Annotated in this window: 19 protein-coding genes; 9 read left to right on the top strand and 10 right to left on the bottom strand. The window is 64.1% G+C overall.

All coding sequences use genetic code 11. The annotated features are described in order from the left end of the window. Positions 1 to 31: 31 nt before the first annotated feature. Complete coding sequence (locus AB8717_RS09425) at positions 32 to 340, bottom strand: hypothetical protein (RefSeq protein ID WP_443750776.1); 309 nt, start codon at positions 338 to 340, stop codon at positions 32 to 34. A gap of 782 nt (positions 341 to 1122) precedes the next feature. Between AB8717_RS09425 and AB8717_RS09420 the strand changes: the two genes are divergently transcribed. Next, complete coding sequence (locus AB8717_RS09420) at positions 1123 to 4257, top strand: TonB-dependent receptor (protein ID WP_443750775.1); 3135 nt, start codon at positions 1123 to 1125, stop codon at positions 4255 to 4257. Between the two features lie 164 nt (positions 4258 to 4421). On the opposite strand, the gene prfH is transcribed toward AB8717_RS09420, so the two are convergent. Together prfH and AB8717_RS09410 are read right to left on the bottom strand one after the other, a co-directional pair. Then, positions 4422 to 5048: a peptide chain release factor H gene (prfH, locus tag AB8717_RS09415; RefSeq protein ID WP_443750774.1), complete on the bottom strand. Its 627-nt coding sequence runs from the start codon at positions 5046 to 5048 to the stop codon at positions 4422 to 4424. Further along, a complete protein-coding gene (locus AB8717_RS09410) occupies positions 5045 to 6157 on the bottom strand; it encodes an RNA ligase RtcB family protein (RefSeq protein ID WP_443750773.1) in 1113 nt (370 codons plus the stop codon). Before AB8717_RS09410 ends, prfH begins: the two co-directional genes overlap by 4 nt. Before the next feature lie 454 nt (positions 6158 to 6611). Between AB8717_RS09410 and AB8717_RS09405 the strand changes: the two genes are divergently transcribed. Next, positions 6612 to 6866, top strand: coding sequence for a type II toxin-antitoxin system prevent-host-death family antitoxin (locus tag AB8717_RS09405; RefSeq protein WP_443750772.1), 255 nt, complete (start codon positions 6612 to 6614; stop codon positions 6864 to 6866). Next, positions 6866 to 7309, top strand: coding sequence for a type II toxin-antitoxin system VapC family toxin (locus tag AB8717_RS09400; protein WP_443750771.1), 444 nt, complete (start codon positions 6866 to 6868; stop codon positions 7307 to 7309). The genes AB8717_RS09405 and AB8717_RS09400 overlap by 1 nt, the downstream gene beginning before the upstream one ends. Here AB8717_RS09400 and AB8717_RS09395 read toward each other — a convergent pair. Beyond that, a complete protein-coding gene (locus AB8717_RS09395) occupies positions 7292 to 10024 on the bottom strand; it encodes a PAS domain S-box protein (RefSeq protein ID WP_443750770.1) in 2733 nt (910 codons plus the stop codon). The genes AB8717_RS09400 and AB8717_RS09395 overlap by 18 nt on opposite strands. Positions 10025 to 10249: 225 nt before the next feature. Between AB8717_RS09395 and AB8717_RS09390 the strand changes: the two genes are divergently transcribed. Together AB8717_RS09390 and AB8717_RS09385 are read left to right on the top strand one after the other, a co-directional pair. After that, a complete protein-coding gene (locus AB8717_RS09390; RefSeq protein ID WP_443750769.1) occupies positions 10250 to 10963 on the top strand; it encodes a SapC family protein in 714 nt (237 codons plus the stop codon). 400 nt (positions 10964 to 11363) lie between these two features. After that, a complete protein-coding gene (locus tag AB8717_RS09385; protein WP_443750768.1) occupies positions 11364 to 12002 on the top strand; it encodes a TIGR02466 family protein in 639 nt (212 codons plus the stop codon). A 116-nt stretch (positions 12003 to 12118) separates the two neighbouring features. Here AB8717_RS09385 and AB8717_RS09380 read toward each other — a convergent pair whose 3' ends face one another. Continuing rightward, positions 12119 to 12676, bottom strand: coding sequence for a hypothetical protein (locus tag AB8717_RS09380; protein ID WP_443750767.1), 558 nt, complete (start codon positions 12674 to 12676; stop codon positions 12119 to 12121). A gap of 20 nt (positions 12677 to 12696) precedes the next feature. Continuing rightward, on the bottom strand, positions 12697 to 13407 hold the full coding sequence (locus AB8717_RS09375; RefSeq protein ID WP_443750766.1) for a hypothetical protein: 711 nt from the start codon (positions 13405 to 13407) through the stop codon (positions 12697 to 12699). 325 nt (positions 13408 to 13732) lie between these two features. On the opposite strand from AB8717_RS09375, the gene AB8717_RS09370 reads away from it, so the two are divergent. Continuing rightward, positions 13733 to 16138, top strand: coding sequence for an arylsulfatase (locus AB8717_RS09370; RefSeq protein ID WP_443750765.1), 2406 nt, complete (start codon positions 13733 to 13735; stop codon positions 16136 to 16138). Positions 16139 to 16247: 109 nt separating this feature from the next. Continuing rightward, positions 16248 to 17465, top strand: a complete 1218-nt coding sequence (locus tag AB8717_RS09365) for an anaerobic sulfatase maturase (RefSeq protein ID WP_443750764.1) — start codon at positions 16248 to 16250, stop codon at positions 17463 to 17465. Between the two features lie 88 nt (positions 17466 to 17553). Here the strand turns inward: AB8717_RS09365 and AB8717_RS09360 are convergent, their stop codons facing one another. Together AB8717_RS09360 and AB8717_RS09355 are read right to left on the bottom strand one after the other, a co-directional pair. Then, positions 17554 to 17835, bottom strand: a complete 282-nt coding sequence (locus AB8717_RS09360; protein WP_443750763.1) for a hypothetical protein — start codon at positions 17833 to 17835, stop codon at positions 17554 to 17556. A gap of 149 nt (positions 17836 to 17984) precedes the next feature. Further along, the gene (locus AB8717_RS09355) at positions 17985 to 18857 is read right to left on the bottom strand and encodes a hypothetical protein (protein WP_443750762.1); all 873 of its coding nucleotides are present in this window, start codon (positions 18855 to 18857) and stop codon (positions 17985 to 17987) included. Positions 18858 to 19155: 298 nt separating this feature from the next. On the opposite strand from AB8717_RS09355, the gene AB8717_RS09350 reads away from it, so the two are divergent. Together AB8717_RS09350 and AB8717_RS09345 are read left to right on the top strand one after the other, a co-directional pair. Beyond that, complete coding sequence (locus tag AB8717_RS09350; RefSeq protein ID WP_443750761.1) at positions 19156 to 19899, top strand: GH12 family glycosyl hydrolase domain-containing protein; 744 nt, start codon at positions 19156 to 19158, stop codon at positions 19897 to 19899. A 354-nt stretch (positions 19900 to 20253) separates the two neighbouring features. Further along, positions 20254 to 20379 carry a hypothetical protein gene (locus tag AB8717_RS09345; protein ID WP_443750760.1) on the top strand — a complete coding sequence of 42 codons (126 nt, stop codon included), beginning with the start codon at positions 20254 to 20256 and terminating at the stop codon, positions 20377 to 20379. Positions 20380 to 20382: 3 nt separating this feature from the next. On the opposite strand, the gene AB8717_RS09340 is transcribed toward AB8717_RS09345, so the two are convergent. Further along, positions 20383 to 20991, bottom strand: coding sequence for a hypothetical protein (locus AB8717_RS09340; protein WP_443750759.1), 609 nt, complete (start codon positions 20989 to 20991; stop codon positions 20383 to 20385). After that, positions 20988 to 21299: an autorepressor SdpR family transcription factor gene (locus AB8717_RS09335; protein ID WP_443750758.1), complete on the bottom strand. Its 312-nt coding sequence runs from the start codon at positions 21297 to 21299 to the stop codon at positions 20988 to 20990. The genes AB8717_RS09340 and AB8717_RS09335 overlap by 4 nt, the downstream gene beginning before the upstream one ends. Between the last annotated feature and the right edge of the window lie 27 nt (positions 21300 to 21326).

The following is a 21326-nucleotide window of genomic DNA, read 5'->3' as shown; positions in this document are numbered from 1 at the left end:
CCAGTCTCCTTTCAGCGACACACCGCGATCTTCAAAACTCGTCCGTAAGGCTGCCCGGACGGCGGTTGGCGCGCGCCTTCAGCGCGTCCTCGCGGTCTTCCTGGTCCCTGGCGCCCATCATCAGGCTCCTGACGATGCCGCCGACAAGATTGAACGGCGGCAGGAACAGGGTTGCGCCCAGGCAGATTCCCCAGAACAGCGCGTTCCAGAACCCCTTGCCCCGCCTTAGCCGGGACACGAAGCTGGCAAAGGCGAATACGCCCGCCACGCCCAGATAAAGCTCAAGACATTGCACGGCTGTCAGGCCGCGCCACCATGCGCTCAAGGTTTCGAAATCCATCATCCCCTCCCGGCTGCCCCGCAGGATGGCCGCATTGCCGCCGACATGCAAGGGCCGCCAGACAACCGTTACCGGGCGGAAAACCCGCGCCCAAAGTTGGACACAATCGGGACTTCCCCCGCTTACGGCCGCGATTCGACGCCAAAACCGCCCGATTTCTGATGCAAACATGTCGCACTGTTGCGACAGCTGCAATTTTCCCGACGCAAATTTCGCCCCTCATTTGTATAATTATTCCGACATTCCGATCACGATATAACGCGCGTTATGTTTCAAAGCTTAAACATTGCATCACACATGTAATCGTCTATAATGGCGCGCATCGGCAAGTGTTTATCTTTTCAAAGATGAAACTTAATTATATTTCAAATTAGAAATACAATCAAGAAACCGCCACAATCTGGCAATGACAGCGCCAGACAACTGTTTCAATACCGATACAAAACCCCCTATTCCACCTGATTTCGCGTTGTGCTTATATTTCACTGCGGCGAAGACAGCCGCATCTTGAGTACAGCGTGCCGTCCAGCCCCAATGGGCCGGCCGGTTCACAATCATAAGCGGGATGCCTGTCCGGGAAACGCATCCCCACCTGCCGTCGGGCGTCAGCGCCTGCCGTCGGACAGTGAAGGGGACAAGTCCAACCAAAGCAAAACCAGAGATACCAGGACTCCGGCACTGACGGCCGGGGTGATGGACCAGTATTGCCATAACGACCGCGCGCATAAGCCGGCGTCAATGCCAACAGTATGCTTATTTCAACTAATGTTGGGAGGATCGTAATGATCACAACACGGAACACGAAGACCGCAGCCAAAAGCCGGCTGCTGAAGGCCGCCTTTATTGGAAGCGCTTCAACACTCGCCCTGTGCGCCATGACCACGGTCGCCTTCGCCCAGGACGCCCCTGCCCCGGCCGCCAAGTCCGACACCGACGTCGTCGTCGTCACCGGCATCCGCGGCTCGCTGCAGCGCGCGATGAACATCAAGAAGAACGGCACCGGCGTCGTCGACGCCATCTCGGCCGAAGACATCGGCAAGTATCCGGACACCAACCTGGCCGAGTCGATCCAGCGCATTCCGGGCGTGTCGATCAGCCGCGTCAACGGCGAAGGCTCGATGGTCACCGTCCGCGGCTTCGGCCCGGGCTTCAACCTGACGACGCTGAACGGCCGCGTCATGCCGACCGCCAAGACCCAGGTCGTGTCGGGCGACGACAACACCGACGGCAACCAGTCCGACGGCCGTTCGTTCGACTTCTCGAACATCGCGTCGGACGGCATCAGCGGCTTCGAGGTCTACAAGACCGGCAACGCCGCCATGCAGTCGGGCGGCATCGGCGCCACGCTGAACATCCAGACCCTGCGTCCGCTGGGCAAGAGCGGCTCGCGCGGCTCGTTCAGCGTCAAGGGCCTGGCCGACGACGGCGTCCATGAAGGCAAGAAGGTTACCCCGGAAATCTCGGGCGCCTGGCAATGGACCAACGACTCCAACAACTTCGGCGTGGCGATCTTCGGTTCGCACTCCGAGGAAGACACGGCCAACCGCTCGGTGACGTCGAACGACTGGAAGATCATGTCGTACGACACCTTCATCGCGTCGGGCAGCGGCTATGTCACCGGCACCACCCAGATCAACAACGCTCCGTCCAACGGCAGCCAGCTGATCGCCGTGCCGAACGACAGCCGCCTGCACTATGCCGAAGACCATCGTGAGCGCACCAACCTGGCCGGCACGGTGCAATGGAAGCCGGCCGAGAACTGGACCCTGACGCTCGACGGCCTCTACGTCGACAACCATTCGTCCGAAGCCCGTTCCGACCAGACCCTGTGGTTCAACAAGCCGCTGGACAGCGTCACCTTCGACGGCAATTCGGTGATCGACACGGTCGCCGCCATGCACGAAACCGAAACCGCGCCGCACGACTTCGACTGGGAACAACAGCAGCGCGCCACCGAGGACAAGCTGACCTCGATCGGCTTCAATGCCAAGTGGAACGTCAACGACAAGCTGACCCTGAACTTCGACGCCCACTCGTCGAAGGCCGAAAGCCTGCCGGACAACCCCAACGGCACGTCCTCGACCCAGGTGTCGTTCGGCGCCCCCGTCGCCACCTCGCACGGCGTCGACTGGACCAGCGGCGTTCCTGTCCAGACCGCGACCATCAACGACTCGACGCTGGGCAATAATGACGGCGTGCTCGACCTCGGCGACCTGGGTTCGCAACCCGGCCGTACCACGACGGTCAACCAGTCCGACAAGATCGACGAAGCCCGCTTCTACGGCAGCTGGCACATGGACAACGGCAGCCACTTCGACTTCGGCGTCGGCTACCGCCGCAACCTGATGGGCCAGGCCAACAGCTCGACCTACCAGGCGCTGGGCGACTGGGGCCTGACCAATGTCGGCGACATCGAGCAATATGCGCCGGGCGTCGTCCACGAATACTGCCTGGGCTGCCTGTTCAAGACCTTCGACGTCGGCAACAATGCGGACATCGCCTTCCGCGGCAACGCCATCGACCTGTACAACGCCCTGTCGGCCCACTACACGGCCGCCGGCGCCCCCGCGACCGCCGGCTCCGCCTCGGTCAACACCGTGCAGGAAGACGTGGCCTCGGCCTTCATCCAGTACTCGACCAAGTTCGAATTCATGAGCTATCCGGCCGACCTGAACGCCGGCCTGCGCTTCGAATCGACCAAGGTCGACTCGCGGACCCTCCAGGCCGTGCCGACGGACTTCGTCTGGCAGGGCAATAACGACTGGAAGATCCTGACCGGCTCGACGCTGGCTTCGGTCGCCGCCAAGGGCAAGTACGACAACGTCCTTCCGAACCTGGACCTCGCCGTCCACTTCTCGGACGAACTGATCGCGCGCGCCTCGTTCTCGACGACGATCGCCCGCCCCAGCCTGGGCAACCTGCTGTCGGCGACGTCGTACAACACGCCGAACGACCCGACCGCGCTCGGCGCCATCGCCACGGGCTCGACCGGCAATGCCGGCCTGCTGCCCCTGACCTCGCAGAACGCCGACCTGACGGTGGAATGGTACTACGGCAAGAACAGCTACATTGCCGGCGGTTTCTACCACAAGACGGTCAACAACTTCATCGGCGTCGGCCAGACGAACGGCTCGCTGTTCGGCCTGCGCGACCCGTCGTCGGGCCAGGCGGGCACCCGCTCGGGCGACGCCAAGGCGGCGGTAACGGCGCTGGGCGCGACCATGTCGGACTCGAACCTGTTCGCCATGACCGCCCTGATCGACCACTACGAGCAGTCGGGCCAGGCGGAAGCCGCGGCCATCCAGTCGGCCAAGAACGACTTCTCGGCGCACCTGGTGGGCGGCGACCTGGACAACAACTACTACGTCTCGGTTGAAAACGCCTACGACCTGACGGGCAATTCGGACGATCCGCTGTTCAACTTCACGATCACGCAGCCGATCAACAACCGTCAGGCCGAGATCTATGGCTTCGAGTTCTCGGGCCAGCACTTCTTCGGCGACACCGGCTTCGGCGCGGCCTACTCGCTGACGACGGTCAACGGCAATGTCGGCTTCGACAACGGCGCCGATCCGTCGCAGGACCAGTTCGCCCTGGTCGGCCTGTCGAACACCTACAATGTGACGGCGATCTACGACAAATACGGCTGGTCCGGCCGCCTGACCTACAACTGGCGTGACAAGTACCTCGCCAGCGTGAACCGTGGCGATGGCTACCGCAACCCGACCTATGTCGCGCCGTTCGGGCAGCTCGACCTGGCGATCGACTATTCGATCACCCCGGCCCTGACGCTGAGCTTCGAAGGCTCCAACCTGAACAAGGAGCACCTGCGCCAATACGGCCGGACCAATATCGAAGTCTTCTTCGACCAGGAACTGGACACGCGGTACCAACTGGGCCTGCGCTACAAGTTCTGATACGGGTTTCCCAACACCCGCATTGCTGCGTCGAAGTGGAAGGGCCGCGCGGAAATCGCGGCCCTTCTCAAATCAAGAACCCCGCCCTGGCGACAGGGCGGGGTTTTTTACGGGGGGCTCCCGATTATTAAGCGGCGCTTCCCGGCAGGGCTTTTTCGACAGGCCTACGTCCCCGCCTTCAGCGTGAACGACGGCCCCGTATAGGTCCGCACCGGATTGCCGCGCTCCAGGGCCTGGTGGGCGAACCAGGCCTCGCGGCGCGACGCCTCCTCCGCTCCCGAACGGCGCGCCTCCAGCATGACCGCCAGTTTCAGCCTGGCCAGCCGGCGATTGGCATGCTGGGAGCGCTGCGCCTGCGCCGTCGTGACCAGCCCGGTCGGCCGGTGGGTCGCCCTGACCGCGCTGTCGGTCTTGTTGACGTGTTGCCCGCCCGGCCCGCTGGCGCGCATGGCCTGGAAGTCGATATCCTCGTCGCGGAGGTCCGGCACGCTGTCGGGGGACGGCGCCGGCCCCACCCCGACGAACCAGTTGCGCCGCCTGTGCCCGGGCCGGAACGGGCTGTCGCCGACCCAGAGGACGGAGCCGGTCCGTTCACGGGCAAACGCCTCGGCCCCCTCGCCGCTGACCTGAAGCAGGAGCGACGCCGGAAGCACCTCCTCCCCGTCCAGCACGTCGCAGGTCACGCCCAGCCGCGCGCCTTCCTTTACGAAGGCCCGCGCCAGTTGCGCCACCACCCAGCGGCATTCGTCCGGCCCCTTGCCGGCTGTCAGATGCAGGACGACCCCGGTCATGACGCCCTCGTCTTGTAGCTCAGCAGGGGACGCAGCCGCGCGATCACGCGGATAAGACCGGCGGCCTCGAGATCGGCGATGACAGCGCCGATATCCTTGTAAGCCTCGGGCGCTTCCTCGTAGATCAGGCGGCGGTCCTCGCAAATGACGTGGCTGGACAGCTTCGTCCTCTGCAAATCGGCAACACGGTAGCGCCGCGACAGGCGCGCATGGGCGTCGTTGCGGCTCCATTTGCGCCCGGCGCCGTGGGCCAGGGACCACAGCGCCTCGTCCGCCCGGTCCGGGACGGGCTCAGCCAGATAGCTGAAATCCCCCCGCGATCCCGGAATGACGACCGGGCCGCGATCGGCGGGCGCCGCGCCCTTGCGGTGCAGCCAGCCTCCGTCATGTCCCGTGACGCTGTTGTGCACGATATCGAGCACGCACGTTCCGGAAACACCGGCCGCGTCGAGGAACCGCCGGGCGATGACCCGGCGGTTGACGACGGCCCACGCCACGGCCTGGTCGTGACGCGACAGATAGGCCCTGGCCTCCGGGCTGCCGGCCAGAAGCCCCGCCTTGCCGGTCAGCGCCGTCTGGTCGTGGAGGATGACCTGGCCCAGCCCGCGCGAGCCGCTGTGCACCATCATCCAGACGCGGTCCTCCGTGAGGTTCAGCGCCGAAAATCGAACGGGATCAACGATTTCCTCGACTTTCTGAAACTCGACGAAATGGTTGCCGCCGCCGATCGTGCCGAGCGACGGGCTGGCAAGACTCGCCGGCAGGCCGGCCTCGGCCAGCGCGTCCGCGGCCGGTCCATCCCATGGCTCATCGAGGCCTTGCAGCCTGCGGTCGACCTGGCCGACCCGGAACTTGCGCACCGCCAGGCTGGTTTGCCACAGGGCCATGCCGCAGCCGATATCGCTGCCGACAAGGTGCGGCCAGATGCGGTCGGGCGACCAGAAGGCCGCGCCGACCGCGATGCCGTTGCCCGCATGGAGGTCGGGCAGGCCGACGACCCGGCCCATGCCTTCGAGGCGGCCCGTGGCGTCGAGTTGGTCGAGCGCCACCGGATCGAAGCGCGAGGGCTCGCGCCCGATCAGGGTGAGTTCACAGCAACATCTGCTCATGCCGGCCCTCCCGTGACGTCTGTTCGGTTTGTCGTGTAGCCGTTGGTCCTTGTGGATCGGGATAAGGGGTGTCCGGCGGCAGGCATGACCGGCCGCATGCGCCCCAGGGGAGCGGCATCGGGGTTCACAGGCTGGACGCCGGAAGTGAAGAAACAGGCAGCGGCCATCGCGCTGCCATCAAGGATCAGGCGTGCGTTTGCGCCTGACAGGAAATTGCCCATGCAATCTGGTCCTGAAGAGTTTGGATCGGGAAATCGGTTTCGAGACGTTGGACAATGGCTCGCATGATGTTCTCCTTTCCTGCTTCAGGGACATGCCGGGACTGGCGGTTTCAGTTGATACCGGATTGAACCGCACAAATCAACCGGTTTGCGAACGAACCTGCCTTAAGGCGCCGCGTGACATTTCGCTGGAACCATGCTATGTCGTATCGTACCGACAAATGGGATCATTGATGACGACGTCCTTTCTTTCCTCCCGCGATTTCAATCGCGATCCCGCCCGCGCGAAGCGCGCGGCGAAGAACGGCCCTGTCTTCGTCACCGAACGCAGCAAGCCGTCTCTCGTCGTTTTGAGCATCGAGGACTATGAAAAGCTGGCTGGACAAAACCGCTCGCTGGCCGATGTGCTGACGGCGCCGGAAGACCTCGATTTCGAATTCGATGCGGCAAGGGCCATGCCCGGCTTCAAGGCCGCCGATCTCGACTGATGTTCCTTCTCGACACCAACGTCATTTCCGAGAGCCGCAAACTCCATTCCGGAAAGGCCGACGCGAATGTGACCCGCTGGCTGCAATCGACGTCACCGGTCCGGACCTTTATTTCGGTGTTCACGGTTTTCGAGCTCGAACTGGGCATCCGCCTGAAAGAACGCCAGGACGCAGCCCAAGGCGCGGCATTGCGTCGCTGGCTGGAAGCCGTCATCCTTCCGGGCTTCGCCGGGCGCATCCTGGACCCTGATGTGGAAGTGGCCCGGCGGTGCGCCGCCCTGCATGTGCCTGATCCGGCCAGCGACAGGGACGCCTGGATCGCCGCGACCGCGCTTCAGCACGGACTTACCGTCGTTACACGCAATATTGCCGACTTTCAGCGGACCGGAGTCAAACTGCTCAATCCCTGGGACTCGTCCGCCCCTCTACCCGTCCAGCAATGACCGCAGCCTCGCCGCCAGCTCTTCCAGCGTGAAGGGCTTGCCGATCATCTCGACGCCCGGATCGACGATGCCGTTATGCACGATGGCGTTGCGCGTATAGCCGGTGGTGTACAGGACCCTCAGCCCGGGCCGGCGGCGCTGCGCCTCCAAACCCAGCTTGCGGCCGTTGACATCCGGCATGACGATATCCGTAAAAAGCAATGAAATATCTGGATTTTCGTCAATCAGTTTCAACGCCGCCTCGGCATTTCCGGCCGCCAGCACGCGATAGCCCAGCTCGGCTACGGCATCGACGCTGAACTGGCGCACGACCGGCTCGTCGTCGACGATCAGGACAAGTTCCTGGTCGTCGCCGCGCAAGACCAGGCCGTCGCCGGTCTTTTCGGCTTCGGCGGCCGCTTCGGTGTAGTGGCGCGGCAGGTAGATCTTCACGGTCGTACCCTGGCCCGTCTCGGAATAGATCTTGATATGGCCGCCGGACTGCTTGACGAAGCCGTAGACCTGGCTGAGCCCCAGACCGGTGCCCTTGCCGACCGCCTTGGTGGTGAAGAAGGGATCGAAGGCCTTCGCCACAACGTCCGGCGGCATGCCGGTGCCGGTGTCGGTCACCGCGATCATGACGTACTGACCGGCCGGCACGCCCAGCTCCGACAAGACATAACGCGTGTCCAGCACCGTATTCTGGCACTCGACCGTCACCTTGCCGCCGTCCGGCATGGCGTCGCGGGCGTTGACGCACAGGTTGACGATGACGTTTTCCAGCTGGTTCTGGTCGACATTGATCGTCCACAGCCCCGCCGCCAGCACGGTTTCGACGCGGATCGCCCCACCCAGCGCATGGGCCAGCAGTTCCGACATGCCGGCGACCAGGCGGTTGGCGTTGACCGGCTCGGGTCTGAGCGGCTGTTGACGCGAAAACGCCAGCAGGCGCTGGGTCAGCATGGCGGCGCGCTTCGACGCCTCCAGCGCCGCGGTGATATAGTGCCGCGACCGGGCATCGTCGCTGGCCCGGCGATTCAAAAGCTCAAGAGAACCCATAACGACAGCCAGCATATTATTGAAATCATGCGCGATTCCGCCCGTCAGCTGACCGACGGCTTCCATCTTCTGCGATTGCCTCAGCTGTTCTTCCGCCTGCTTCAGCCGCGCCTGGTCGCGCAGCCGGTCTGTGACGTCGTACACGAACTGATAGGCGCCGATCAGCTTTCCGTCACCGTCGCGCAAGGAATTGAACTTCATTTCGTAATAGCGGCGGTCAAGACTGGGGTCGCCGAATCCATCGATGGCGGTGAATTCCTCTCCGGCCAATGCCCGGCTCCATACGGCCTTCACCTCAGCCTGGTGCTCCGGTATGTGCTTCATCACGTCCAGCATATTGTCACCGACCGAAGGCCGGATGCCGAATATCCGCTCGAACTCGTCGGCGCTGGCCTTGTTGATGCCGAGCCAGTTGTAGTCGAGGTCGGAAATCTGAACGAAGGCATCGGTGCTTTCGACGATGTCCGCCAGCAGCTTGCGTTCAGCCAGCGCCTCGGCCACGCGCTGCTCCAGATTGGCGTTGAGTTCGGCAAAGGCCTCAAGCGCCGCCCTCTGGTCATGAATATCCGTATTGGTGCCGATCCAGCGCTCGATGCCACCGTCCGCACCGCGCACGGGAATGGCCCGGACCAGGTGCCAGCGCCAGACGCCGTCGGCGCGGCGGATGCGCATCTCGGCTTCGTAAAGGCCACGCGCCGTTACCGCCGCCATCCAGGCTTCACGGACATTTATCCAGTCGTCCGGATGGACAAGCCCCCGCCAGATGGCACCCGACAAGGTCCCCGCCTCCGCGCCCGTATAGGCATAGGCGCTGTCGTTATACCAATAGGAGGCCCCGGACGCATCGGCCGCCCAGACGTGGTTCGGCACGGCCTGGGCCAGGGTGCGGAACTGGGCCTCGCTGGCCGCCAGCGCGGCTTCGTGTTCCTTGCGCGTCGTGATGTCGAGGGTCGTGCCGAGGATGCGCACGCAGCGGCCGGCATGGTCGAATATGCCGCGCCCCTTCGCCGCCACCCAGCGCACGACGCCGTCCTCCTTGCCGATCGTGCGGTATTCGACGTCGTAGGATGGCCGCCGCTCGGAATCCTGGGCAGCCAGATAGGCCTGCACAGTGGCGTCACGGTCGTCGGGGTGCACGCCGTCGTAAAAGTCCTGCATGGACACCGGCACGTCGGGGGAAATGCCGAACATCGCCTTGCAGCGCGCATCCCAGAACAGGGTGTCGTTGACGAGATCGACGTCCCACAGGCCGATTTCCGCTGCGTCGCCGGCCAGGCGCAGCAGCGCTTCGAGGCGCTTCTGGTCCGTCACGTCGCGGGCGATCTTCGATGCCCCGACCACTACCCCGTCCTGGTCGCGGATGGGCGATATGGTGACGGATATATCCAACGGCCGCCCGGACTTGTGCCGGCGCACGGTCTCGAAGTGTTCGATGCGTTCGCCCGCCATGATCTTGCGGATGATCTCGGCCTCTTCGTGATGCCGCTCCGGCGGGATAATCAGCAGGATGCTCTGGCCGACGGCCTCATCGGCCGTGAAACCGAAGATGCGCTCGGCCGAGCGGTTCCAGGACGTGATCGTCCCGTCCAGCGTCTTGCCGACAATGGCGTCGTCCGAGGATTCGATAATGGCGGCCAGCCGTTCGGCGGGCGAGACGTGCGATGGATCGGGGTTCATTCTTGTTTACGCAGAGGGTGAACGGTTTCCACCCTGCCATGCCTGAAGTCGCGCCCAGCCTGGTGCGCCAACCCGGTGAGGTCGGATGCCCGTCCTTGCTAACATGGCACGGCGGCCTCGTCCTTTACAGGAATTTTATCCCGGGCAGGCCGCCGCCCGGGCAGGAAATCGCGAAACGGCGCGCAATGGCCTTCCAAGCCCCGGACGGGGTGTTATAACCGCTTCATGCCCAACGCCGTACGCCTCGACAATATCGACCACCACGACTTGAAATACGCTATCCGCCACGGCGCGGCCTTCGGCGACGCGGTCAACCAGACCCTGGTCCTGCCCACCGAGTTCGCGGAGGTGCAGCGCGAATATCCCATCCTGCTGCGCCGCCGCGACGACGGCAGCTTCTATGCCGTCGCCATCCTCGGCTTCGACCGCGGGGAAAACCTCTATCTCGACGGCGAGCGCTGGGCGGCCGACTACGTCCCGGCCATGCAGGCGCGCGGCCCGTTCTCGATCGGCCTGTCGCAAGGCCCGGACGGGCCCGACGCCATGATCCACGTGGACCTGGACGACGCCCGCATCGGCCGCGACGGCGGCCAGCCCCTGTTCAGGCCGCACGGCGGCAACGCACCCGTGCTCGACCGCATCGCCGGGACGCTCCGCACCATCCAGCAAGGCGCGGACCTCAGCCCGCGCGTCTTCAACGCCTTCGCGACCGAAGGCCTGATCGCGCCGGCCGACATCAACATCACCTCGGACGGCGTCGGCGGCTACCGCATCAGCGATGTCTTCGCCGTCAGCGGCCAGGCCCTGGCCAGGCTCGACGGCGCGGCGCTGAAGCGGCTGAACGACGCAGGCTTCCTGTCGCTGGCCTTCATGGCGGTCAATTCGCTCGGCAATCTGCGCCGCCTTATCGACATGAAGAACGCGAAGGCGGGGGCGTAAGGCCTGCGGCGTCCACCGTCTTCCACAATAGGGACTGCCCCTTATTTGCGTCGGCTCCCACTGAAGCCAAACAGTAAAATCAGCAAACCGCCGACAAATGGCCCTGCGAAGGCAATACGTCCGTCGCGAAAGATTTCCGACGCCGCCCAACAGGCCGCCATCGACCCTGCCATTATCAAGAATCGTCTTGCCCGCATTTTCCCCTGCCGCTGACCTTTACCGGCACGCCTGTCAGTTCCGCAACCAACCCGCCACAGTTCCGCCCGCTATCATTGCAATCACCTCGGAATAAATACCACACCGGATCGTCCGCCAGCGACGGACGGTAAGATATTAGCCGTTCAACCTCGAACGCCGGCGGCCGGGGCCGGCAAACAGGCTTTTCGTTTTCTGAGTACTCATGGCCCCCCCCCTCCCCAGCACACTGCAACGCCTCTTCGTCACCGAGGTCTACGCCGTCAATATCGCCGGTTCGCCGACCGGAGACGCCCTTATCAAAGCGCTGGAAACGGAATGCCGCGCCCTGGCCGGGCGCGACGCCGCCGGGCGCGACTGGTCGGCGCGGAACCGTTATCTGGGCTACACCTCCTACGGCTCGGTCAAGGACCTGGCCGCCACGGCCACGCCCTTCGCAGACCTGAAGGCCATGCTGGACTTCCACGTCGCGCAATATGCCCAGCAGGTCGAACTGAACCTCGGCGGGCGGGGATTGAAGCCGAACGGCTTCTGGGTCAACATCCTCGACCATCTGGGCGGCCATTCGGGACACATGCACCCGCACAGCGTCATTTCCGGCACCTTCTACGTCACCATGCCGCCCAATGCCGGCGGACTGCTGTTCGAAGACCCGCGCCTGCCCTTCATGATGAACGCGCCGTCGCGCAAGGACGGGGCGCGTTTCGACCGGCAGAATTCCGCCTCGGTCGTGCCCGCCCCCGGCACGTTGCTGCTGTGGGAAAGCTGGCTGCGCCACGAAGTGCCGGTGAACCTGTCGGGTGAACCGCGCATCTCGATCAGCTTCAACTACGCGCAGGGTTGAACGGGCCTCACATCGCGCTCGAACGGAATCAATCAGCGGAGGTTCGGTTCTTTTTCAAAACAAAACAGGCCATGGACCGCAGGGTCCATGGCCTGTCATGAATAGCCAGAAATCGGTCAGTTCGACGGACGCACGTCCGTCGCCACCGCCTTGGTCAGGTTCAGCTTCTTGGCCTGGAAGGCGTCTTCCGTCGACGGCGTGATGTTCGGACGGGCGCCGATGATGCCCATGGCGATCGACTGGACGACGTAATAGGTTTCGCCCTCTTCGACTTCCAGACGCAGCGTGTCCTTGGTTTCCCACGACATGCTGTATTCGTGCACGCCCGGGTCGGCGACCAGAACGCCATAGGAGCCGTTGGTCAGCTTGATCACGCCCTTGTCGCCTTCGTGCACCGAGAAGCTGAGCGCCCAGCCGACGTACTTTTCCGGACGAAAGAAGACGATCTGGCCCTTGCCGGCGGGCGGCGGCGGAACGTCGTTGAGCTTGGCGGCGGCCGGCGCGACCGGGGAAGCCGCCGCAGCGGAGGACGACGAAGCCGCGGCGGCCAGTGCGGCGGCCGAGCTGGAGGCCTGAGCACCGTCGGCGGGCGCGGTCTGGGCGTGCGCGCCCAGGGCCGTGAGGGCCAGCGTCAGGCTGAGCGCGGCTGCGGATGTTGCGAGAGTGCGGTTCATGAGGTTCCCCCTTGTAGGTCTTACGGGTTGGTCGTCTGCGGAGTGGTGGTCTGGGTGGCCGATGTCTGGGTCACCGGCGGCGCATCCTGCGGCTTGGGCGCCGGATCGGCGGCGGGCGCTGCCGGCGGCACGGCGCCCGGCGCGAAATCGGCGCCCAGCTTGGCGCGCGCCTTGGTGCCCGGCTTGACGATCATGTCGCCGCCTTCGACCGCCAGGCCGACAAGGCCGCCAACGGCGCCCAGCATGGCGGACTGGGTGGAATTGTCGTCCGCCGTCAGGCCCAGCTTCAGGCCGCGGATAGGCACCTGCTTGCCGTCGACCAGCAGATAGCGCGCCGCCAGGACCAGCTTGCCGGGCTTGCCGCCCATGCCCGGGCGCATCGCGTCGATCACCTGGCCCTTGCCGGGCGTGCCTTCGGGGATGACGACCGCGTCGCCCAGCTTGACCGGCTCGGCAAGCTTCAGGTCGAACATATCGTCACGCTTGGCGGTCTGGCTGGAGATCGCCTGCGTGATTTCGACGACGATCGGCGTGCCGTTCGGCACCACAGCGGCGGCGGGCGCGGGCGCCGGGGCGGCCGGAGGCGTCGCGGGCTGGGCCTCGGGGGCCGCCGCCAATGACGATGACGAAGAAGAAGAAGATGACGCCTGAGCCGCGTCCTGGGCCTGAACGGCCGAACTCACAAGGCACAGCACAGCCACGGCTGCACCGGCACACACCAGGTTTCGCATGATTAAATTGTCCCCGCCCTTATGCCTCGGGGTGGAAGCCACCCGGCATTGTTGTGCAATTGATAACCGCAGTTTGTGACGTTTGCAATCCACCCACCCCGAAACGTTGATTTTGCCGCCGGTTAGCGCCTCTGGCGCGACCGGTTAGATTTCATCGATTGATCTTAAACCCGACCGAATTTATCTGGATTTAGCGCTGAAGCCGTACCTGGAACGCACTTCCGGATCCTTCGCCATTCCATGACATCGGCACATTCGCAGCCCGCGGCCGCGGGGGCATCGGCACCGCATGCGCGACCGACTGCGTTCCATCAAAAGGTTTATCATGAATACTCCGATCCCGGAGCCTACCCGGTCGCGGCGCAAGCGCCAGCGCCTTTCCTTGTTTGGCGCGGCGGCTGCCCTGGCCCTGCTGGCCGGCGCCGCCTGCGCCCAGGACACCGTCCTGCCGAAACCCGACAAGCCGTTCGCCGGCAAGATCGCCCGCACGCGCGAGGACTCGGTCCAGGCCTGGCCCGAACAGCCCAAGGCCCCGAAGGGCGCGCCCAACGTCATTCTAATCCTGCTGGATGACGTGGGTTTCGGCGCTTCATCGACCTTCGGCGGTCCGGCGGCCACACCCAACCTGCAGGCCCTGGCCAGCCACGGCGTGCGCTATAACGACTTCAACACCACCGCCATTTCGTCGCCGACCCGCGCCGCCCTGCTGACGGGCCGCAACCACCATCAGGTCGGCTTCGGCAACCTGACCGACGTTTCGACCGGCTTTCCGGCCTATGACGGCGTCTGGTCGCCCAATACGGCTTCGGTCGCCGAGATTTTGAAAGACAACGGCTATTCCACCGCCGCCATCGGCAAGTGGCACAACACGCCGAACTGGGAAATCACACCCGCGGGCCCCTTCAACCACTGGCCGACCGGCCTCGGCTTCGAATACTTCTACGGCTTCATGTTCGGCGAAAGCAGCGAGTGGGAGCCCCAGCTCTACCGCAATACGTCGCCCGTCGACGCACCCGCAAAACCGAAAGACGGCTACCACCTCACCACCGACCTGGTGAACGAGTCGATCAAGTGGATCCACCAGCATGAGGCCGTGGCGTCGGACAAACCCTTCTTCCTCTATCTGGCCACCGGCGCGACCCACGCCCCGGTCCACGTGCCGCAGGACTGGATCGACAAGTACAAGGGCAAGTTTGACCAGGGCTGGGACAAGCTTCGCGAGGAAACCTTCGCCCGGCAAAAGGCCGCCGGCATCATCCCGGCCAATGCCGAGCTGACCCCGCGCCCGAAGGAGCTTCCCGCCTGGGACAGCCTGACGCCCGACCAGAAGAAGCTCTATGCTCACCAGATGGAGGTCTACGCCGCCTATCTGTCGCAGACCGACGCCGAAATCGGCCGGCTGCTGAAGTCGGTCAATGACGACGGCCTGGCCGACAATACCCTGATCATCTATGTCGTCGGCGACAACGGCGCCAGCGCGGAAGGCGGGCTGGCCGGCTCGGACTCGAACTTCGGCCTGATGCTGGGCGCCAACAACGACCAGAACGAACAGCTGGCCCATTACAGCGACCTGGGCAGCCCGCTCTACGACAACCACTATGCCTCGGGCTGGTCGTGGGCCACCACCACGCCCTTCCAGTGGATGAAGCAGGTGGCGTCGCACTTCGGCGGCACGCGCAACGGGCTGGTGGTGTCGTGGGCCAACCACACGGCGCACCCCGAAATCGTCCGCTGCCAGTTCGGCCACGTCAACGACATCGCCCCGACCATCTACGAAGCCGCCGGCATCACCTTCCCCGACACGGTCAACGGCGCCAGACAGCTGCCGCTGGAAGGCAAGAGCCTGGTCCAGACCTTTACCGACCCGAAGGCGCCGGAAACGCACACCGAGCAATATTTCGAAATCTTCGGCAACCGCGCCATCTACAAGGACGGCTGGGTCGCCGGCACGCGGCGCTATGCGCCGTGGGAGCTGTTCACCAATCCGGCCAAGGTGTTCGGCGGCGATTTCGAAAACGACAAGTGGGAACTCTACCACGTGTCCGAGGACTATTCCGAAGCCCACGACCTGGCCGACAAGGACCCCGCCAAGCTGGCGGAACTCAAGGCCGAGTTCGACAAGGAGGCCGTGCGCAACGGCGTCTACCCGCTGGTGCCCCTGCCCCAGGGCGCGCCGACCACAGTGCCGAAAGGCAAGACTCACTACACCTACCTGTCGGGCGTCGAGCGCCTGACCCAGGCCAATGTCCCTGTGCTGGGCGGACGCTCGCACACCATCACGGCGGAGCTGACCGTGCCGAAGGGCGGCGCCGACGGCGTCATCCTGGCCGACGGCGGCCGCTACGGCGGCTTCTCGATCTACGTCAAGGACGGCCACGTCGTCTACGAAGAGAATGCGCTCGGGCAGCTTCACGAAAAGGTCGTGTCGTCCGACACCCTGCCCGAGGGCCAGGTCAGCGTCCGCACCGTGTTCACGGCGGCGCCCGCCGAAGCGCCCAAAAGCTTCCTGGCCCGCCTGACCGGCGGCGCACCCGCGCCCGGCACCGCCGAGATCTATATCGGCGACAGGAAGGTCGGCGAAGGCCGGTTCCAGGCGTTTGGCGGCTTCGCCAGCTCGATCACCGAGACCTTCGATCTCGGCAAGGATACGGGCTCGGCGGTCAGCCACGACTATGACGGTCCCAATCCCTTCAAGGGCACGGTCGACAAGGTCAACATCGATCTCAACTAACCGGAACCGAGGTTTCCGCGCCGCCGTATCGCCCCTTCCGTCAAGCTAATCCAGACGGAAGGGGACGTCAGCGTCAGCGCGGGGAAGGTTTCATTTTTAGAAGGCCCGTATGACAGCCACCACCCAGTCGTACCACACCATCATCAAGCCGTCGGGCGCCCAGTGCAATCTCGACTGCACCTACTGCTTCTATCTCAGCAAGGAAGGCCTGCTGTCGCAGCCCAGGGCGCCGCGCATGCCCGACGACGTGCTGGAGGCCCATATCCGGCAATATATCGAAAGCCAGCCCGGCCAGGACGTCGTCTTCACCTGGCAGGGCGGCGAGCCGACCCTGATGGGGCTGGACTTCTTCCAGCGCGCCGTCGCCCTGCAAGCCCGCTACAAACAACCCGGTCAACGCGTCGACAACGACCTGCAGACCAACGGCGTTCTGCTCGACGCGCGCTGGGCGGAATTCCTGAAAGCCAACAACTTCCTGGTCGGGCTGTCGATCGACGGCCCCCGCGCCCTGCACGACCTCTACCGCCGCGCCAAGGGCGGCCAGCCGACCTTCGACCGCGTCATGGCGGCGGCGAAGTTGCTGCGCGACTGGCAGATTCCGTTCAACGTCCTGTGCGTGGTCAACAACGCCAATGCCCGCCAGCCGCTGGAAACCTACCGCTTCCTGCGCGACGAGGTCCGCCCGCGCGTCATCCAGTTCATCCCCGGCGTCGTGCCTAAACCCGGCCACGGCCCGTCCGATTCCGGCTATTCGCTGTCCGACCGCCCGCGCCAGGGTGATGCCCGCACCCGCCCGGACCAGCCGGACGCGGTGGTCGAGCCGTGGTCGGTCGATGGCGACGACTGGGGCCGTTTCCTGTCGGCGGTGTGGGACGAATGGTTCACCCGGGATTTCGGCGACGTCTTCGTCGACCAGTTCGAGAATGTCGTCTCGATGATGCTGCGCAAGGGCTCGCAGATGTGCGTCACCGCGCCAAGGTGCGGCCGTGGCCTGGCCATCGAGTTCAACGGCGACCTCTACAGCTGCGACCACTTCGTCTATCCTCAGCACAGGCTCGGCAATATCTCGGACAGCGACGAAGGCGTGCTGGCGGCAAGCGCGGCCCAGACGGCGTTCGGCAATGCCAAGCTCGACGCCCTGCCACAGGCCTGCCGATCGTGCCGCTTTCTGGAACTGTGCTGGGGGGAATGCCCCAAGAACCGCTTCATCGCCACGGCGGACGGCGAAGCCGGACTCAACTACCTGTGCGGCGGACTGAAGACCTTCTACGGCAAGGCGACGTCGGACTATCCCCGGCTTGTGCGCCGGCTAGGGCCGGGCAACTGACTGCCGCGCAAAAGAAAGGCCGCGTGACACCTGGGGGGCAAGGTGTCGCGCGGCCGTCAACGTCAGGCGTAGCCGCCCGCCGCGTACCCTATTTGCGCATGGCGCGGGCGATAACCTGCTCAATACGCTTCCAGCGGCTTTGCGCGCCGAAATCGCGATCGCGGAACGCCTGGAACTCGCGGTCCTGCACCTTGTGCAGCGCCGTGGCTCCGTAAAGCGACATGGCCTCACGCGCCGAAGCCTCGATCTCGGACGCCGGTATCTTCGCCGCCAGCATATCGTAACGGACGAACAGCCAGCCGATGAAGCACAGCCCCATGGACAAAAACGTTGAGTAGGCGGAAATAACCAAACAGGCAGATAATTGCATCCTAGCCTCCTTCTCTGAAGGCCAGAATACAGAACACTGGTTACGATTTGATTTCGTGGGATATTTTTTTCTAAAATACAGTAAATAAACTGTTATAAGTCCTACTATACTTTAAGATTTACGCAGCATCACGCCCGGTGGTATCGGCCTTACGATTTCGGCTTGACCGCCCGGGCCTGCGCGACCAGGTCCGCGACCTGCGCCGGAGTCATCGCTTCGAAGGCCGCCTTTGCGGCGCTGTCTTCGGCCGCGTCGTCACCGGCCTGCACGACCGCCGCCGCGACCTTGTTTCCAAGAACCGAGACCATGATGATCCCCTTGGAGGCTGCGTCATTCCACGCGACCAGGGCGCCGTTGTCGCAGGCATAGACGTGCCAGGTCCCCTTGAGGAAAACCTTGTCCACCGGTCCGGCGTCGCACTGGATGTGACCCGTGAACGGGGCGGGCGACGCCGAAGCCGCACCGGCCTGCGCCGCGCCCGCCTGGGCGGACGGGAACTGCGCGTCCTGGGTCGCCAGGTCCGCCACCTTCAGTTCGCGGCGCAGGGCGTCGCTGACCAGGTCGCGGTCGAAGGGCTCGCGGCTCTTGCCGCCGGCGGAAGCGTGCGACTGGGTACCGTAGATCTGCTTCTGGCCGACGCTTTGCAGATAACGGTCCAGCGACGCCGCCGCGATCCACGGCCCGCCGGAATCGCCCTTTTTTACCGCGATGACCGCCAGGGTGTGCGCCATCAGGAAATCGCCGGGCGTGGCGCCGTGCTGGAAGATATAGGCGGCCTCGACATAGTCCGCGCCGGTATGCAGGCGGCCGGCGGCCAACAGCTGGCCCGTACGATCGCGCCGCCCGGTGTCGCGCACAGTCAGCTTCGACCAGTCCAGAACGTCGCCCTGCCGGTCGGCCTGGTCGGCGTCATAGATCTGCTTCATCTCGGGATCGGACGCCATGGCGTCCGCCGCCAGCGAAACCTGTGCCGTCAGAAGCGTTGCGGCCATCAGGCCGGCCACCGTGATCGCGCTCTTCATTGTTCCCCCCGCAAAGCCCTTGCAGCCGCTTTTCCGATAGCATGCACCCGCCCCGATTGCAAATCCAGGCCACGCGCCGGCTATGTATTCGGCTACCGCATACACGGCGCGGCAAATATTCACATTTGAAAAAACTCACCTTACGGCAATTTACATCTGAAATTTCATTGACTTGTAAAAAATCGTATTGACTCCTTAAGCAAATTATCAATTGTATGACAACGCTGGCCAGACCGGTCAGGCGAAAATAAGTACGCAACAAGTACAAAGACCAGCTTTTAAACAGGGAATGCAACACATGAAGACCTCAAAGTGGCTCGCGCCGCTCGCGATTACCTGCGCGCTTTCGGGCGCCGTATTTGGCGCGGCTTCGGCCGACGCCGCCACCTGCACTTCGGCGCAGTACGGCAGCTTCACCGTCGGCAGCTTCACCTTCTACAACGACATGTGGGGTTCGGGCGCCAACACCCAGACCATCTGCGCCAATTCGGCCAGCAACTGGTCGATCACCTCCAACCAGCCCAATACCAGCGGCATCAAGGCTTACGGCAATGCCAGCTATTATGTCGGCAAGTCGCTGTCGAGCCTGACCACCCTCAGCTCGACCCTGTCGGAATCGACGCCGTCGGGCGGCGCCTGGGACGCGGCCTACGATGTGTGGGACAGCACCAACAAGTACGAAATCATGATCTGGATGAACTATACCGGCACGTCCACGGGCGGCGGCAACGTCAAGCCGATCTCGTACAACTGGTCGAGCGCCGGCAATGCCGTCCCGGTCTATACCAATGTCAGCGTCGGCGGATCCACCTGGAACGTCTATGAAGGTTCGAACGGCTCGAACAACGTCATTTCGTTCCTGCGCACCACCAAGACCAACAACGCCACGACCGATATCAAGGCGATCCTGAACTGGATCAAGGGCATCGGCTATTTCGGCAATATCACGGTCGGCCAGCTGCAATACGGCGTCGAGGTCACCTCGACCAACAGCGCCAGCAGCACCTGGACGATGAGCAACTACACGGTGACCTCCAAGTAAAAGGCGCCGCCATTACCAGGAACGGCCTCCCGGACGCCTCCGGGAGGCCGTTTTTCGTTTCCGCGCCCGCCCGGCGACATGGTCGTGATGACGAAACACGGAGGGGGATTTCCATGACGATCGCGCTTCATCGCCGGCATATGCTGTCCGCGCGGGCCGAAAACGCCATCGGTGTGCTGCAAGCGACGCCCCCTGATGGCCGATGTCGCGCTCGACGGTCTGAGCGGAGGGGCCGGAAATCATCCCCGGCCGCACGCGATTTATCCACACGTGCGAATCACAGCCCTCTCGTGTTACGTTAACGAAGATGTAATAATTACGCCCTGAGCGAGAATTGCTCTTCAGGTGTGTCACATGAATTACGACCCCCGCCCCGAGCCGCAAAAGCCGGTTCCCCTGATGGTCACCTTCGTGGCCTGTATCGCCGCAGGCTTCATGCTTGCCATAGGCGTGGTCGGCGGCCTGCACGGGCTGATGTAGCCCCTACGCGGTGCGCGCCTTGCGCCGGCGCGTGGCAACGCACAGGTCCAGCACACCCATCGACGCGGTGAAGATGGCGACAAGCCAGGGCACGTCGCGCCCGTAGCCCAGCGCGCCCGCCAGCAGGAAGGCGAAAGCCCACATGACGCCGTGCAGGATGTGAAACAGAAGGCTGCGGTGGACCGCGGCCCGGCGCATTTCGGGCGAACCGGCGGCGTCCTTATCCGCACGTCCCATGCCGGCCGTCATGATCAGCGCGATCACCAGCACCAGGACGAAAACAACAAGGCCGGTAACGGAGGTGACCAGGATTCGGCTGGCCTGCGGCGTCCATATCCATAGCCCGACGATACCCAGACCACCCAGCACCAGAAGCCAGCCCGCCACGCGCGCCGCCCTGGCGCCGGCGGCCCGGGGCTGCACCAGCTTGGGCAGGGCATTGCCGGACACCAGCATCAGAAGCCCCATCAATATGCCGAAGTAGCGGATGGCGGCGGCGGGATCGAAGCGGCCGGTCAGGGTCGCGACGCCCAGGCCGGCGGCCAGGACAAGCAGGCCGCCGACGGCCACATAAAGCGCCGGCAGCGCCGGGGATCGGGGGGACGATGTCATTCGGAAGTCTCCGTTTTGGCTGCGGATTTCGATGTTTCGGCGCTGCGCAACTCCCAGCCGAAGGCCTGGGCGAAACCCAGCATCGCTTCTTCGAGAACGGACAGCTGAAGATGGTAGGTCACGGTCTGCGCCTGCTTTTCCGGCACGATCAGGCCGGCTTCGCGCAGGACGGCGAAATGCGCCGACATGGTGGGCTTGGACACGGTGAACTGGTCGGCCAGCTCGCCCGCCGACATGGGGCGCTGGCGCAGCAGTTCCAGCACGCGGCGGCGGGTCGGATCGGACAGGGCTTTGAAGATCAGGCTCATGAATTTGTATTTAGCTAAACATCGAAA

Origin of the sequence: Asticcacaulis solisilvae (genome assembly GCF_052327315.1) — a bacterium.
Lineage (GTDB): Bacteria > Pseudomonadota > Alphaproteobacteria > Caulobacterales > Caulobacteraceae > Asticcacaulis > Asticcacaulis solisilvae_B.
The sequence above is the reverse complement of the archived record's forward strand: the minus strand, read 5'-3'. Positions and strand labels throughout refer to the sequence as shown.

Bases quoted from the DNA above. Each gene is read 5' to 3' on its own strand.
- AB8717_RS09425 (WP_443750776.1), bottom strand. From the start codon at position 340: ATGGATTTCGAAACCTTGAGCGCATGGTGGCGCGGCCTGACAGCCGTG.
- AB8717_RS09420 (WP_443750775.1), top strand. From the start codon at position 1,123: ATGATCACAACACGGAACACGAAGACCGCAGCCAAAAGCCGGCTGCTG.
- prfH (WP_443750774.1), bottom strand. From the start codon at position 5,048: ATGACCGGGGTCGTCCTGCATCTGACAGCCGGCAAGGGGCCGGACGAA.
- AB8717_RS09410 (WP_443750773.1), bottom strand. From the start codon at position 6,157: ATGAGCAGATGTTGCTGTGAACTCACCCTGATCGGGCGCGAGCCCTCG.
- AB8717_RS09405 (WP_443750772.1), top strand. From the start codon at position 6,612: ATGACGACGTCCTTTCTTTCCTCCCGCGATTTCAATCGCGATCCCGCC.
- AB8717_RS09400 (WP_443750771.1), top strand. From the start codon at position 6,866: ATGTTCCTTCTCGACACCAACGTCATTTCCGAGAGCCGCAAACTCCAT.
- AB8717_RS09395 (WP_443750770.1), bottom strand. From the start codon at position 10,024: ATGAACCCCGATCCATCGCACGTCTCGCCCGCCGAACGGCTGGCCGCC.
- AB8717_RS09390 (WP_443750769.1), top strand. From the start codon at position 10,250: ATGCCCAACGCCGTACGCCTCGACAATATCGACCACCACGACTTGAAA.
- AB8717_RS09385 (WP_443750768.1), top strand. From the start codon at position 11,364: ATGGCCCCCCCCCTCCCCAGCACACTGCAACGCCTCTTCGTCACCGAG.
- AB8717_RS09380 (WP_443750767.1), bottom strand. From the start codon at position 12,676: ATGAACCGCACTCTCGCAACATCCGCAGCCGCGCTCAGCCTGACGCTG.
- AB8717_RS09375 (WP_443750766.1), bottom strand. From the start codon at position 13,407: ATGCGAAACCTGGTGTGTGCCGGTGCAGCCGTGGCTGTGCTGTGCCTT.
- AB8717_RS09370 (WP_443750765.1), top strand. From the start codon at position 13,733: ATGAATACTCCGATCCCGGAGCCTACCCGGTCGCGGCGCAAGCGCCAG.
- AB8717_RS09365 (WP_443750764.1), top strand. From the start codon at position 16,248: ATGACAGCCACCACCCAGTCGTACCACACCATCATCAAGCCGTCGGGC.
- AB8717_RS09360 (WP_443750763.1), bottom strand. From the start codon at position 17,835: ATGCAATTATCTGCCTGTTTGGTTATTTCCGCCTACTCAACGTTTTTG.
- AB8717_RS09355 (WP_443750762.1), bottom strand. From the start codon at position 18,857: ATGAAGAGCGCGATCACGGTGGCCGGCCTGATGGCCGCAACGCTTCTG.
- AB8717_RS09350 (WP_443750761.1), top strand. From the start codon at position 19,156: ATGAAGACCTCAAAGTGGCTCGCGCCGCTCGCGATTACCTGCGCGCTT.
- AB8717_RS09345 (WP_443750760.1), top strand. From the start codon at position 20,254: ATGAATTACGACCCCCGCCCCGAGCCGCAAAAGCCGGTTCCCCTGATG.
- AB8717_RS09340 (WP_443750759.1), bottom strand. From the start codon at position 20,991: ATGACATCGTCCCCCCGATCCCCGGCGCTGCCGGCGCTTTATGTGGCC.
- AB8717_RS09335 (WP_443750758.1), bottom strand. From the start codon at position 21,299: ATGAGCCTGATCTTCAAAGCCCTGTCCGATCCGACCCGCCGCCGCGTG.